Consider the following 12,851-nt stretch of genomic DNA (forward strand, 5'->3'; position numbering starts at 1 on the left):
GTCAACGACCCTTGTTCGCGACCGTCGGGCTCCGCTGGTCCAGCCACATCCGCTGGAGCATGTGCCAGTCTTCCGGATGCCGGGCGATGCCCGCGGCGAAGGAGTCGGCGACCCGCTGGGTCAGCGTCCGGACCCGCTCGTCGAGCGGCCCCTCCTCCGGACCGGGCACCGGCAGCGGCCCCTCGAGCGCCGCGTGCGCCGCGTCCGGTTCGTACCACATGGAGGCCACGTAGAGCGGCGCTCCGGTGCGCAGGGCCAGCAGCGCCGGCCCGGCCGGCATCCGGGTCCGGGCCCCGAAGAAGTCGACCTCGATGCCCCGCGCGGAGAGGTCCCGGTCGGCCAGCAGCGGCACCACCGCGCCGGCTCGCAGCCGGTCGACCAGCACGTCGAACGCGGGACGCGCACCGCCGTGGGTGGGCAGGATCTCCATGCCCAGGCTCTGCCGGAAGGCGAGGAAGCGCTTGTAGACGCCCTCCGGCTTGAGCCGCTCGGCCACCGTGGTGATCGGCCAGCCGGTGGCGGCCACCCAGGCGCCCGCGGCGTCCCAGTTGCCGGCGTGCGGCAACGCCACCACCGCGCCTCGGCCGGCGGCCACGTCGGCGGCGAGCAGTTCCTCGCCGTCGAGGCGGAACCCGGCCAGGATCTGCTCGCGGCTCAGCGCGGGCAGCCGGAACGCCTCCATCCAGTACCGGGCGTACGACCGCAGGGCCCGCCGGACCAGCGCGTCGAACTCGGCCTCGGGCAGCTCGGGCCCGACCACCCGGCGCAGGTTCGCGCGCAGCCGGTCCGTACCCCCGCCGCCGCGCCGGTGGGTGCGGTCGGCGCCGGCCCGGAACGCCGCGGCCACGACGGGCCGCGGCAACGCGCGGATCACCCGCCAGCCGGCGACGTAGCCGAGCTCGGTGAGATTCACCCGTTTCCACCCGGCGTGTGCACCCGCTGGGCCTGCCGGTACACGTGCGTCATCCGCTGACCGACCGTGAAGATCGACACGGCGGCGAGCAGCCAGAGCGCGATCTCCAGCGCCGGGTCGACGCCGAAGCCGGTGAGCAGGCCACCGACGCCGACGATCAGCAGCCGCTCGGTGCGCTCGGCGATGCCCACGTTGCAGGTCATGCCGAGCCCTTCGGCCCGGGCCTTGACGTACGAGACGAGGGCGCCGGCGGCCAGACAGAGCAGCGCGGCGGCCACACCGGAGAACTGGTGCTGAGTGGCCAGCCAGTACGCCACCGCGCCGAACACGGCGCTGTCGGCGACCCGGTCCATGCTCGAGTCGAGGAACGCGCCGAACCGGGTGGAGCCGCCGCTCATCCGGGCCATCGTGCCGTCGAGCAGATCGGTGAGCGCGAAGACCGTGACGATCAGCGCGCCGGCGACCAGGTGACCGCGGGCGCCGAAGCCGAGCGCGCCGACCAGCACGCCGACGGTCCCGGTCACGGTGACCGCGTTGGGGGTGACGCCCGCACGGAGCAGGGCGCGGGCAAGCGGCTCAATGACGCGGGTCATCCCCGCGCGGGCCGACACTTGGAAGATCTTCGCCATGGCGGTCCCCACGATAACGGTCCCCGCAGGTCCGGCGATACGGCCGGTCAGTGGAGCCTCGGTGCGGAGGCTTGTGCGCACCCCGTAACGGGTGTCTGATCGAGCCAGGGAGGTGAGCCAGCTCACCCTCCTGACCGTCTGAAAACCCGCTGTGCAGCGGACACCGGAGGATATCGCCGCGCACTCGCCCCGGGCCGCTTCCCGTCACGCGCGGCGTTCGCCACCAACCACCGGCTGAGGGAGGTGCGCCCGATGGCGCAGAAGAGTCAGGAGAAGGGTGTCACCGGCGGCGCGCCGGTGGTGACCGACCCCGCCAGGGTTCGCAACGTGGTGCTCGTCGGGCACTCCGGCGCGGGCAAGACGACCCTGGTCGAGGCGCTGCTCACCGCGAGCGGCACGATCAGCCGCGCCGGCACGGTCACCGACGGCACCACGGTCTGCGATCACGACCCGGCCGCCGTGCGCCAGCAGCGCTCGGTGAGCCTGGCCTGCGCACCCCTGCTGCACAACGGCATCAAGGTCAACCTGCTGGACACGCCCGGCTACGCCGACTTCGTCGGTGAGCTGCGCGCCGGGCTGCGGGCCGCCGACGCCGCGCTCTTCGTCGTCTCCGCGGCCGACGGCATGGACGCGGCCACCGCGGCGCTGTGGGAGGAGTGCGCGGCGGTGGACATGCCCCGGGCGGTCGCCGTCGCCCGACTGGACCACCCGCGCGCCGACTTCGACGAGGCGGTGGCGCTCTGCCAGCGCGTCTTCGGCGACAACGTGATGCCGCTCTACCTGCCGATGCTCGGCGACGACGGGGTCTCCACGGTCGGCCTGCTCGGCCTGATCACCCGCCGGGTCTTCGACTACACCGGCGGGCTGCCCGCCGACGTCCGCGAGCCGGATCCGGAGCACCTGCCGGCGATCACCGAGTCCCGCGACGAGCTGATCGAGGGGATCATCGCGGAGAGCGAGGACGAGTCGCTCATGGACCGCTACCTCGAGGGCGAGGAGATCGGCACCGATGTGCTGATCGACGACCTGGAGAAGGCCGTCGCGCGCGGGCACTTCTACCCGGTGGTGCCGGTCTGCGCGGAGACCGGCGTCGGTCTGGACGCGCTGCTCGAGGTGCTCACCGCCGCCTTCCCGTCGCCGTTGGAGCACGAGCTGCCCGCGGTCGCCGGGGTGGACGGCTCCCCCCGGCCGCCGCTGACCTGCGACCCCGACGGCCCGCTGGTGGCCGAGGTGGTCAAGACGACGATCGACCGGCACGTGGGGCGGGTCTCCCTGGTCCGGGTCTTCTCCGGCACGCTGCGCCCCGAGCAGACCGTGCACGTCTCCGGGCACGGCCTGGCCGAGCGCGGACACCCCGACCACGACGCAGACGAGCGGGTCGGGCACGTCTACACCCCGCTCGGCGTCGCGCTGCGCGAGGTGTCGGCCTGCGTCGCCGGCGACATCTGCGCGATCACCAAGTCGGGCAGCGCGGAGACCGGCGACACGGTCTCCGCCAAGGACGACCCGCTGCTGATCGCCCCGTGGGAGATGCCCGAGCCGCTGCTGCCGGTGGCGATCGTGGCCAAGAGCCGGTCCGACGAGGACGCCCTGGCCCGCAACCTGGCCCGGCTGGTGGCCGGCGACCCGACCATGCGGCTGGAGCGCAACCCGGAGACCCACCAACTGGTGCTCTGGTGCATGGGTGAGGCGCACGCCGACGTCGTGCTGGACCGGCTGCGCGCCGGCGGCGTCGAGCTGGAGACCGAGCCGGTGCGGGTGGCGCTGCGGGAGACGTTCACCGCCCCGGCGCGGGGGCACGGCCGGCACGTCAAGCAGTCCGGCGGCCACGGCCAGTACGCCGTCTGCGACATCGAGGTCGAGCCGCTGCCCCGCGGTAGCGGCTTCGAGTTCGTCGACCGGGTGGTCGGCGGCGCGGTACCGCACAACTACATCCCCTCCGTGGAGAAGGGGGTCCGGGCCCAGATGGAGCGGGGCGTGCTCGCCGGCCACCCGATGGTCGACCTGCGGGTCACGCTGGTCGACGGCAAGGCGCACAGCGTCGACTCCTCCGACGCGGCGTTCCAGACCGCCGGCGCGCTGGCGCTGCGGGACGCGGCCGAGAAGGGCCAGCCGACCCTGCTGGAGCCGGTCGACGAGGTGACCATCCGGGTGCCGGACGGCTCGGTCGGCGCGGTGATGGGCGACCTCTCCGGCCGGCGTGGCCGGGTGCTCGGCACCGAGCCGGATCCCGACGGCGAGGGCCGCACCCTGGTGCGCGCCGAGGTGCCCGCCACCGAGCTGCTGCGCTACGCGGTGGAGCTGCGTTCGATGACCGCCGGCACCGGCACCTTCCGCCGCGGCTTCGTCCGCCACGACCCCATGCCCGCCCACCTGGCCGACCAGATCCGCAAGGAACAGAACTCCCACCCCTGACCCCGCGTCGGCAGAGCCCGGTCAGGGGTGGACGGCGGGGAGGGCGGGGGCGGGCCAGTGGGCGTGGTCGGCCCCCCGCAGAGCCGCCGAGCGCAGGGCGGCCAGCTGCCGCTCCACCTCGGCGAACTGGTCGGGGGCGAGTGGGCCGCGGTCGAGCGCCGCGGCGTTCTCCACCACCTGGGCGACGGTCCGGCAGCCGGGGATCGGGATCGTCCGACCGCTGCGCGCCCAGATCCAGCCGAGCGCGCCCTGGGCCAGAGTGCGTCCGTCGCCGGTCAGCGCCGCCCGCACCGCGGCGACCCGGCGTAGCCACTCCGGCGCCGGCCGGCCGCCGCGGAACCACTCCAGCCAGCCGGGCGCGAGCCCGCGTACGTCGTCGCGAGGCAGCGTCGAGGTGGCGGTGTACTTGCCGGTGAGCAGTCCCATCCCGAGCGGCCCCCGGTTGACGCTGGCCAGGTCGTACTTGTCGCAGATGGCGAGCAGCTCGGGAGCGTCGCGGAGCACGGAGAGGTTGTGCTGCACGGCGGTCGCGCCGGCGGCGCCGGGACCGAACGCGGCGGCCCGGTCCGGGCGGTCGGTGCTCCAGCCGTAGGCCCGGATCAGCCCGTCGGCGACCAGCTCCTCGAGCGTGCCGATCAGCGCCTCGGCGCGGGACACCGGCAGGTCGGCGAGGTGCAGCTGGTACAGGTCGATCCGGTCGGTGCCGAGCCGGCGCAGCGAGTCGGTGACCGCCCGGCGCAGGTAGGCCGGGGAGGCGTCCTGCCCGGTGGCCTGCCGGGTCGCCTCGTCGAAGGTGTAACCCCACTTGGTGGCGATCACCGCCGCGTCGCGCCGGCCGGCCAGCGCCCGACCGAGGATCCGCTCACTGTGGCCCGCCCCGTACGTGTCGGCGGTGTCGAAGAGGGTGACGCCCAGGTCGAGCGCCCGGCGCACCGCACGGACCGACTCCTCGTCGTCGACAGTCCCCCAGCCCAGCGGCTGGCTGCCCTCGGCCCAGGGGCCGCCGATCGCCCAGCACCCCATGCCCAGGGCGCTGACCTCGATACCGCTGCGCCCCAGAATGCGCGTCGTGACTGCCATCGGCCGATCCTGCCACCTCGAGTCCGCTCGACGGCAACATCTGACCCAACCCGGCGGACGGCGGCACACCGACCCGTACGGCATGATCGACCGTATGCGGCTGGGAGTGGACATCGGCGGCGTGATCATCGAACCGGCCGACGACGACGCCGACACCTCGTTCTTCGGGGAGCACTACCTGCGCACGCCGGTCGTCGCCGGGGCGTTCGAGGCGCTGGCCACGCTGGCCGCCGAGCCGTTCGACGAGGTGCACCTGGTCAGCAAGTGCGGCGAGGACACCGAGCGGCGGACCCGGGAGTGGCTGGTCCATCACGACTTCCACACCCGCACGGGGATACCTGCGCAGCGGGTGCACTTCTGCCGTACCCGACCGGCGAAGGCCCCGATCGCCCGCCGGCTCGGGCTGACCCACTTCGTCGACGACAAGCTCGAGGTGCTGGGTTACCTCGACTCGGTGCCGCACCGCTTCCTCTTCCGCCCCCGGGCGGCGGAGGTGTCCCGGCACGACGCCCACCTGCCGCTCGTACACCGGGTGGAGAGCTGGCCCGAGCTGGTCAGCGCGCTGCGCGGCGGCTGACCGGCGCGGCGTCGGCCCGCGGCGGCCGACCGGCGCGGCGCCGGGCCGGGCCGCGATCGCGGGCGGGCCGCGCTGGCGGCGGGCCGGCCGGCGCGGTCAGGACGGCCAGGCGCGGGCGAGCAGGTCGCGGGTGTCGCCGAGGAGTTGCGGCAGGACCTTGGTCCGACCGATCACCGGCATGAAGTTGGCGTCGCCGCCCCAGCGGGGCACCACGTGCTGGTGCAGGTGCGCGGCGATGCCCGCGCCGGCCACTCCGCCCTGGTTCATGCCCAGGTTGAAGCCGTGGGCGTTGCTCACCTTGCGGATGACACGCATCGCGGTCTGGGTGAAGGACGCCAGCTCCACGGTCTCCGACTCGTCCAGCTCGGTGTAGTCGGCGACGTGCCGGTAGGGGCAGACCAGCAGGTGCCCCGGGTTGTACGGGTAGAGGTTGAGCACCGCGAAGACGTGCTGCCCCCGCGCCACGAGCAGGTTCTCCTCCGGGGGCAGCTGCGGCCCTCGGCAGAACGGGCAGCCGCTCGGCTTCTCGTAGCCCTCGGCGGGGCGGTCCTCGCCCGAGATGTAGGTCATCCGGTGCGGCGTCCAGAGCCGCTCCAGGCCGTCGGCCATCCCGCCACTGTTCGCGTGCCGTTCCACCCCAGTCACAGGGGCGATCCTACGGACCATCCCGGCCGGCGGCGACGGCCGGCACAGGGCAGCGCTCTCCGACCGGAATGTCGTCTGTTCAGGAACGCGTCAAATGGAAGTTGTTGACGAACCAAAGCCCGCAGCTGAAACTTCCATACATTCATGTACTTGCATGGACTGATGGAGGACTCCTGTGATCCGACGAATCGGCACCTTCCTCGCAGCCCTCGCGCTGACCGCCGTCAGCACGGTGGTCGGTGTCACCGCCACCGCCGGCGCGGCCCACGCCGACGGTTGCTACACCTGGGGACGCACCCTGTCCGAGGGGATGTCCGGCGAAGACGTCCGGCAACTCCAGATCCGCGTCGCCGGCTACCCCGGCAACGGCGCGGTGCTCACCCTCGACGGGGCGTACGGCCCGGCCACCCGGTCGGCGGTCAGCCGCTTCCAGCAGGCGTACGGATTGTCCGCCGACGGCATCGCCGGCCCGCAGACCTTCAACCGGATCTACGCGTTGCAGGACGACGACTGCACCCCGGTGAACTTCAGCTACGCCGAGTTCAACGACTGCAACAGCGACTGGTCCGGCGGGGCGGTCTCGGCCAGCACGGCCCGGTTCAACGCCCGGGTCTCGATGTGGAAGCTCCAGGCGATGCGGCACGCCCTCGGCGACCAGCAGATCGTGGTGACCAGCGCGTTCCGCAGCTACGCCTGCAACAGCGCGGTGGGCGGGTCGTCGACGAGCCGGCACCTCTACGGCGACGCCGTCGATCTGGGCGCCGGGCCGCACTCGCTGTGCCGGCTCGCCCAGCAGGCCCGCAACCACGGGTTCAACGAGATCCTCGGCCCCGGCTACCCCGGGCACAACGACCACACCCACGTCGCGCACAAGTCGACCCGCACCTGGTCGGCGCCGAACTGCGGCATCTGACGCCCCGGCTCGACGGCTCCCCGTCCCGACCGGCCGGTCGGGACGGGGGGCCGTCGACGTCACATCTCGGCGGACGGACCGCTGTTGGTACGCGAGGTGACCACGTCGAGCACGTGCGTCACCGCCTCGGCCATCGGCACCCCGTTGCGCTGCGAGCCGTCCCGGTAGCGGAACGACACCGTGCCGGCCGCCACGTCGTCGTCACCGGCGATCACCATGAACGGGATCTTCTGCTGCTGCGCCGTGCGGATCTTCTTCTGCATCCGGTCGTCGCCCGCGTCGACCTGGGCGCGGATCCCCTCGGCGCGCAGCGCGGCGACGAAGCCGTGCAGGTAGTCGGTGTGGTCCTCGCGGATCGGGATGCCGACCACCTGTACCGGGGCCAGCCAGGCCGGGAACGCGCCCGCGTAGTGCTCGGTGAGCACCCCGAAGAACCGCTCGATCGAGCCGAAGAGCGCCCGGTGGATCATCACCGGCCGCTGCCGGGTGCCGTCGGCCGCCTGGTACTCCAGCCCGAACCGCTCCGGCTGGTTGAAGTCGACCTGGATGGTGGACATCTGCCAGGTCCGCCCGATGGCGTCCTTGGCCTGCACCGAGATCTTCGGCCCGTAGAAGGCCGCGCCGCCCGGGTCGGGCACCAGGTCCAGCCCGGACTGCTCGGCGGCGGTACGCAGCGCCTCGGTGGCCTCCGCCCAGTCCTCGTCCGAGCCGATGAACTTCGGCGAATCGTCCCGGGTGGACAGCTCCAGGTAGAAGTCGTCCAGGCCGTAGTCGCGCAGCAGGTCGAGCACGAAGGTGAGCAGCGTGGACAGCTCGCCGGCCATCTGCTCCCGGGTGCAGTAGATGTGCGAGTCGTCCTGGGTCAGGCCGCGCACCCGGGTCAGGCCGTGCACCACGCCGGACTTCTCGTACCGGTAGACCGTGCCGAACTCGAAGAGCCGCAGCGGCAGCTCCCGGTAGGACCGCCCGCGCGCCCCGAAGATCAGGTTGTGCATCGGGCAGTTCATGGCCTTGAGGTAGTAGTCCGCGCCCTCCAGCTGCATGGGCGGGAACATGGTGTCGGCGTAGTAGGGCAGGTGGCCGGAGGTCTCGAAGAGCTGCGCCTTGGTGATGTGCGGGGTGTTGACGAACTCGTAGCCCGCGTCCTCGTGCCGACGGCGGGAGTAGTTCTCCATCTCCCGGCGGATGATGCCGCCCTTGGGGTGGAAGACCGCCAGGCCCGAGCCGATCTCGTCGGGGAAGCTGAACAGGTCGAGGTCCGCGCCGAGCTTGCGGTGGTCGCGCCGGGCGGCCTCCTCCAGCAGCTTCAGGTACGCCTTGAGCTCGTCGCGGGTCGGCCACGCGGTGCCGTACACCCGCTGCAGCTGCGGGTTCTTCTCCGACCCGCGCCAGTATGCCGCCGCCGAGCGCATCAGCTTGAACGCCCCGATCAGCCGGGTGTTCGGCAGGTGCGGCCCCCGGCAGAGGTCCGACCAGCAGACCTTCTCCTCGTTCGCGGCGAGGTTGTCGTAGATGGTCAGCTCGCCACCGCCGACCTCCATCACCTCGGAGGAGTCCAGGCCCTCGCCCTTGACGTCGATCAGCTCCAGCTTGAACGGCTCGGCGGCCAGCTCGGCGCGCGCCTCGTCCAGGCTGCCGAAGCGGCGGCGGCGGAACCGCTGTCCGGACTTGACGATCTCCTGCATCCGCTTCTCGATCTTGGCCAGGTCGTCCGGCTGGAACGGCTTGTCGACCTTGAAGTCGTAGTAGAAGCCGTTGTCGATCGGCGGGCCGATGCCGAGCTTGGCCTCGGGGTAGACGTCCTGCACGGCCTGGGCGAGCACGTGCGCGGTGGAGTGGCGCAGCACGTTCAGCCCGTCCGGCGATTCGAGGCTGACCGGCTCGACCTCGGTGTCGGCCGCCGGCCGCCAGTCCAGGTCGTGCAGCTGGCCCTCCGGATCGCGGACCACCACGATCGCCTTCGGACCGGCGGCGGGCAGCCCGGCCGCGGCCACCGCGTCGGCCGCCGTGGTCCCGGCGGTGACGACGACGGGGTCGGCCACGGCGGGGGTACGGGGTGCGGACACGGTGACTCCTCGCAGCAGACGGTACGGATCGGGCCGGCGTCCGGCCCCTGCCGATGCTATCGGTCGCCCCGCCCGACCCGACCGCCGACGCCGCAGGCACGCGCCGGGGCGCCGACCGCCGGCACCGGCGGCACCGCCTGCCCGCCCGACTCCGCCTCGCCTGGCCGGCAGGCCGACCCGCCGAAGTGCCCGTCCGTCCGGTCGACGGGCCGCTGCCGCCCGGCCGACGTGCCGGTCCCGCCGGCCCGGGTGCCCGGTTTCGCGCCGCCGACGGGCCGGTCTTGCCCGTCCCGTGCTGGTGCCGCCCGGCCGACGGGCCGCTTCCGTGCAGCCGGCGTGCCGGCGATTGAACCTTTCGCGGCTCGGAGCCGAACTACCCGGTGTGGCCGGAGACCGGCGCCGGTCGCGCGGACAGGGATGGGGACACGAGATGGCGATGACGGATGGCAACCGCCGCTGGCACCGGCCCGCGGCGCTGGCCGCCCTGGCCGCGGCCACGGTGCTCGGCTGGCCCGGTACGGCGCACGCGGCGGAGGTGACGACCAACCCTGGCCAGGCCCGGCAGGGTGACGCGGTCCGGCTGGAGTTCGTGGTGCCCGAGGAGCGGCCCGGCACCCGTACCCGCCAGATCGAGGTCCGGCTGCCGGCGGACGCCCCGATCGCCGAGGTCTACCCGATGTCGGTGCCCGGCTGGGCGCCCCGGATCAGCTCCCGCACGCTCGATCAGCCGGTGGCCGGCATCCACTCGACCGGGGTGACCACGGTCACCACGGCGGTGACCTGGATCCGGGTCGACGGAGCCCCGGCCGGCCCGGCACGGCTGGCGCTCTCGATGGGCCCGCTCCCCCGCACCGACCGGCTCACCTTCCCGGTGATCCAGACCTACGCCGACGGCACGGTGGTGCGCTGGGCGGACCCGACCGGCGCGCACCGTGCCCCGGTACTCACCCTGCTGCCCGCAGCCGCCGGCGCCCCGGCCGGGCACACCGGCCACGGCGGCGCGGCGAACGGCGGCGCGGCGAACGGCGGCGCGGCGAACGGCGAGGGCGGCGTAGCGGGTCCGGCCGGCCCCGACCCGGCCGGCGCCCGGGGCGCGGTGGACGGCGCGGCCGGCGCGCGCGCCGCGAACGAGGCCGCTGGGAACGCGGCCGGTGGGAACGCCGACGCGCTCCTCGCCGCGGGCCTGCTCGCCGGGCTCGGTGGCGGCGCGGCGATCGGTTGGCTGGCCAGCCGCTGGCGCCGCCGCTCCCCGACCGCCGACCCAGCCACGACCGAGCCCGCCGAAAGCGCCGAACCCACCGAGCCCACCGGCCTCGCCTCGGGTGCCGCCCCCGCCATGACCGACCCCGCCACGACCGACCCCGCCGAAAGCACCGACTCCGCCGAGCGCCCCGGTCTCGCCGCGGGTGGCGACCACGCCGAGGTCAACGGCCCTGCCACAGGTGCCGGCCACGCCGAGCCCACCGACCCGGTCGTGCGTGCCGGGCAGGGGTCCGCGCGGGTGCAGCCCGACACCAATCCCACCCTGATCCACTCGGGTTCTGGGAAGTCGGGGTGACCGGGCGACCCGGATACCCCCGTTTCCCGGAATCCGAGTCGATCAAGACCCGATGACCGGCGTGATCCACTCCATGTCGCCGATATCGCGGTCTCCGACCCCACCGGATACCCCCACGTCGGCGAACTGGTGTTGATCACCCGCCCGAGGCAGGCCAGGCCCAGGCCGACCGGGCCGGAGTCGGCCAGGCCGGAGTCCGCCAGGCCCACGTTGGCCGGGCCGCAATCCGGCAGGCCCACGGCGGCCAGGCCCGGCTCGACCGGGCCGGAGTCGGCCAGGCCGGTCAGGCCGCCGGGATCGGCCACGCCCAGATCGGCCAGCTCGGAGTCGGTCAGGGCGGGGTTGGTCAGGGGAGCCAGTCGGGCAGGGGTTCCCGGGCGGCCAGCCAGTCGGTCGGGACACCACCTGGTGTGCCGACGCCGGCGTACGCGGCCACCACCGCGCCCACGATGGCGGCGGTGGTGTCCACGTCCCCGCCCGCCTCGACGCACGCCCGGATCGCGGCCGGATAGTCGTCCAGGTGGGTGGCGGCCACCCAGAGGGTGAAGCCCACGGTGTCCTGCGCGGTCACCCGCGAGCCGTTGCCGAGCGTCGCCACCGCCTGGGACAGCGGCCGGCCCAGCAGGTCGGCCGCGCGGCGTACCCGGCGGTGCACCTCGGTGCCCGGGTTCAGGGCGGCGCCGACCCCGGCGAGCAGCCGGTCGGCGGCGGGGCGGCTGCCGTCCAGCCGGCCGCGGGCAGCCAACGCGGCCGCCACCGCCACGGCCACCGCGCCGGCGATCCCCTCCGGGTGCGCGTGGGTCACCTCGGCCGTGGCGGTGGCCTGGGCCGCGGCCCGGGCGGTCGAGTCGGCGAAGTACGCGCCGAGCGGACCGACCCGCATCGCCGCGCCGTTGCCGCAGGAGCCCTGCCCGTCGAACGCCGAGGCGGCGGCGATCGGCCAGGGCGTGCCGGTGCGGATCAGCCGCAGGATGGTCACCGCGCCCGGCCCGTACCCCCGGTAGGGCTCGGCGCGCTGGGCGAAGGCGAGGGCCAGCCGGTCCCGGTCGACTCGGCCGGACTCGGCCAGCTCCGCCACTACCGAGCACGCCATCTCGGTGTCGTCGGTCCACTCCCAGGGCGGCGGCGGGAGCCGGCCGGCGGCCAGGTCGCCCGGATGCCGGCCGGGGACGAAGAACTGCGAGCCGAGCGCGTCGCCGACGGAGAGACCGGCGAGGCTGTCCCGGGCGAGCGCCAGGCGCGCGTCGTCGAAGAGCGTGAAGGACATCGTTGTACCAGCTTGCCGGGTTCCGAGGTGCGCCGCAACGCGATCAACTTGCCAGGCCAAGTACCGTCTTGGGGTGGCCACCGTCCTCCTGGTCGAAGACGATCACGTCGTACGCGGCGCGATGTTGCGTTCCCTCGCCGATCGGGGGCATGCGGTGCACGCCGTCGGCACGGCGCTGGACGCGCTGCGCCGGGTCGCCGCCGAGACGCCCGACCTGGTCGTACTCGACCTGGGCCTGCCCGATCTGGACGGCTCGGACGCGCTGCGGATGCTGCGCGGCATCACCGACGTGCCGATCATCATCGCCACCGCCCGCGACGACGAGCAGTCCGTGGTGAAGCTGCTGCGCGCCGGCGCCGACGACTACATGGTCAAGCCGTTCACCGGCGCCCACCTGGATGCTCGGATCACCACCGTGCTGCGCCGGGCCGGCCGGGCCAGCCGGGTCGTCCAGCCCGCCGTGCACGTCGTCGGCGGGCTGCGGGTCGACGTCGGTGAGCGCAGCGCCCAGCTCGACGGCGAGCCGCTGGCGCTGACCCGCAAGGAATTCGACCTGCTGGCGTATCTCGCCGCACGTCCCGGGCGGGTAGTGTCCCGCCGGGAGCTCTTGGAGGAGGTATGGCGGCAGCCATCGGTCGGCGAGGATCAGACCATCGACGTTCACCTTTACTGGCTGCGCCGCAAAATGGGCGAGTCCGCGGCGAAGCCGCGCTACCTGCGCACCGTGCGGGGGGTCGGCTTTCGCCTGGTGGCGCCGGACTGAGGACGACGCTGGCCCTCGTCACGGC

11 protein-coding genes are annotated in these 12,851 nt (G+C 73.8%); 5 read left to right on the forward strand and 6 right to left on the reverse strand.

Annotated features, from left to right (window positions below):
- Nucleotide 1 precedes the first annotated feature (1 nt).
- Together ACIP9D_RS23440 and pgsA are read right to left on the reverse strand one after the other, a co-directional pair.
- The gene (locus ACIP9D_RS23440) at nucleotides 2-913 is read right to left on the reverse strand and encodes a phosphatidylinositol mannoside acyltransferase (protein WP_350872994.1); all 912 of its coding nucleotides are present in this window, start codon (nucleotides 911-913) and stop codon (nucleotides 2-4) included.
- Complete coding sequence (pgsA, locus tag ACIP9D_RS23445; protein ID WP_350872995.1) at nucleotides 910-1,542, reverse strand: phosphatidylinositol phosphate synthase; 633 nt, start codon at nucleotides 1,540-1,542, stop codon at nucleotides 910-912. The genes ACIP9D_RS23440 and pgsA overlap by 4 nt, the downstream gene beginning before the upstream one ends.
- Nucleotides 1,543-1,794: 252 nt before the next feature.
- Here pgsA and ACIP9D_RS23450 point away from each other — a divergent pair, with 252 nt between their 5' ends.
- Nucleotides 1,795-3,957 (forward strand): elongation factor G-like protein EF-G2, encoded by a 2,163-nt coding sequence (locus ACIP9D_RS23450; protein WP_350872996.1) that lies wholly within the window; start codon nucleotides 1,795-1,797, stop codon nucleotides 3,955-3,957.
- Between the two features lie 21 nt (nucleotides 3,958-3,978).
- On the opposite strand, the gene ACIP9D_RS23455 is transcribed toward ACIP9D_RS23450, so the two are convergent.
- Complete coding sequence (locus ACIP9D_RS23455) at nucleotides 3,979-5,037, reverse strand: aldo/keto reductase (RefSeq protein ID WP_350872997.1); 1,059 nt, start codon at nucleotides 5,035-5,037, stop codon at nucleotides 3,979-3,981.
- A gap of 94 nt (nucleotides 5,038-5,131) precedes the next feature.
- On the opposite strand from ACIP9D_RS23455, the gene ACIP9D_RS23460 reads away from it, so the two are divergent.
- Nucleotides 5,132-5,614 carry a hypothetical protein gene (locus ACIP9D_RS23460; RefSeq protein ID WP_350872998.1) on the forward strand — a complete coding sequence of 161 codons (483 nt, stop codon included), beginning with the start codon at nucleotides 5,132-5,134 and terminating at the stop codon, nucleotides 5,612-5,614.
- 96 nt (nucleotides 5,615-5,710) lie between these two features.
- On the opposite strand, the gene ACIP9D_RS23465 is transcribed toward ACIP9D_RS23460, so the two are convergent.
- A complete protein-coding gene (locus ACIP9D_RS23465) occupies nucleotides 5,711-6,223 on the reverse strand; it encodes an HIT domain-containing protein (protein WP_350873373.1) in 513 nt (170 codons plus the stop codon).
- Nucleotides 6,224-6,434: 211 nt separating this feature from the next.
- Between ACIP9D_RS23465 and ACIP9D_RS23470 the strand changes: the two genes are divergently transcribed.
- Nucleotides 6,435-7,172, forward strand: coding sequence for a D-Ala-D-Ala carboxypeptidase family metallohydrolase (locus ACIP9D_RS23470; protein WP_350872999.1), 738 nt, complete (start codon nucleotides 6,435-6,437; stop codon nucleotides 7,170-7,172).
- 59 nt (nucleotides 7,173-7,231) lie between these two features.
- Here the strand turns inward: ACIP9D_RS23470 and thrS are convergent, their stop codons facing one another.
- A complete protein-coding gene (gene thrS, locus ACIP9D_RS23475) occupies nucleotides 7,232-9,238 on the reverse strand; it encodes a threonine--tRNA ligase (RefSeq protein ID WP_350873000.1) in 2,007 nt (668 codons plus the stop codon).
- Between the two features lie 430 nt (nucleotides 9,239-9,668).
- Between thrS and ACIP9D_RS23480 the strand changes: the two genes are divergently transcribed.
- Nucleotides 9,669-10,796 (forward strand): DUF1775 domain-containing protein, encoded by a 1,128-nt coding sequence (locus tag ACIP9D_RS23480; RefSeq protein WP_350873001.1) that lies wholly within the window; start codon nucleotides 9,669-9,671, stop codon nucleotides 10,794-10,796.
- A 346-nt stretch (nucleotides 10,797-11,142) separates the two neighbouring features.
- Here ACIP9D_RS23480 and ACIP9D_RS23485 read toward each other — a convergent pair whose 3' ends face one another.
- Entirely contained in the window at nucleotides 11,143-12,063 is a 921-nt protein-coding gene (locus ACIP9D_RS23485; protein WP_350873002.1) for an ADP-ribosylglycohydrolase family protein, read from the reverse strand.
- Nucleotides 12,064-12,136: 73 nt separating this feature from the next.
- Here ACIP9D_RS23485 and ACIP9D_RS23490 point away from each other — a divergent pair, with 73 nt between their 5' ends.
- Nucleotides 12,137-12,826 (forward strand): response regulator transcription factor, encoded by a 690-nt coding sequence (locus tag ACIP9D_RS23490; protein ID WP_350873003.1) that lies wholly within the window; start codon nucleotides 12,137-12,139, stop codon nucleotides 12,824-12,826.
- Nucleotides 12,827-12,851 lie beyond the last annotated feature (25 nt).

Source organism: Micromonospora sp. NPDC093243 (genome assembly GCF_044753725.1).
GTDB lineage: Bacteria > Actinomycetota > Actinomycetes > Mycobacteriales > Micromonosporaceae > Micromonospora.

What these genes read in the sequence shown, in the direction of transcription:
- ACIP9D_RS23485 (WP_350873002.1), bottom strand. Translation starts at nt 12,063, where the DNA reads ATGTCCTTCACGCTCTTCGACGACGCGCGCCTGGCGCTCGCCCGGGAC.
- pgsA (WP_350872995.1), bottom strand. Translation starts at nt 1,542, where the DNA reads ATGGCGAAGATCTTCCAAGTGTCGGCCCGCGCGGGGATGACCCGCGTC.
- ACIP9D_RS23480 (WP_350873001.1), top strand. Translation starts at nt 9,669, where the DNA reads ATGGCGATGACGGATGGCAACCGCCGCTGGCACCGGCCCGCGGCGCTG.
- ACIP9D_RS23455 (WP_350872997.1), bottom strand. Translation starts at nt 5,037, where the DNA reads ATGGCAGTCACGACGCGCATTCTGGGGCGCAGCGGTATCGAGGTCAGC.
- ACIP9D_RS23450 (WP_350872996.1), top strand. Translation starts at nt 1,795, where the DNA reads ATGGCGCAGAAGAGTCAGGAGAAGGGTGTCACCGGCGGCGCGCCGGTG.
- ACIP9D_RS23460 (WP_350872998.1), top strand. Translation starts at nt 5,132, where the DNA reads ATGCGGCTGGGAGTGGACATCGGCGGCGTGATCATCGAACCGGCCGAC.
- ACIP9D_RS23465 (WP_350873373.1), bottom strand. Translation starts at nt 6,223, where the DNA reads ATGGCCGACGGCCTGGAGCGGCTCTGGACGCCGCACCGGATGACCTAC.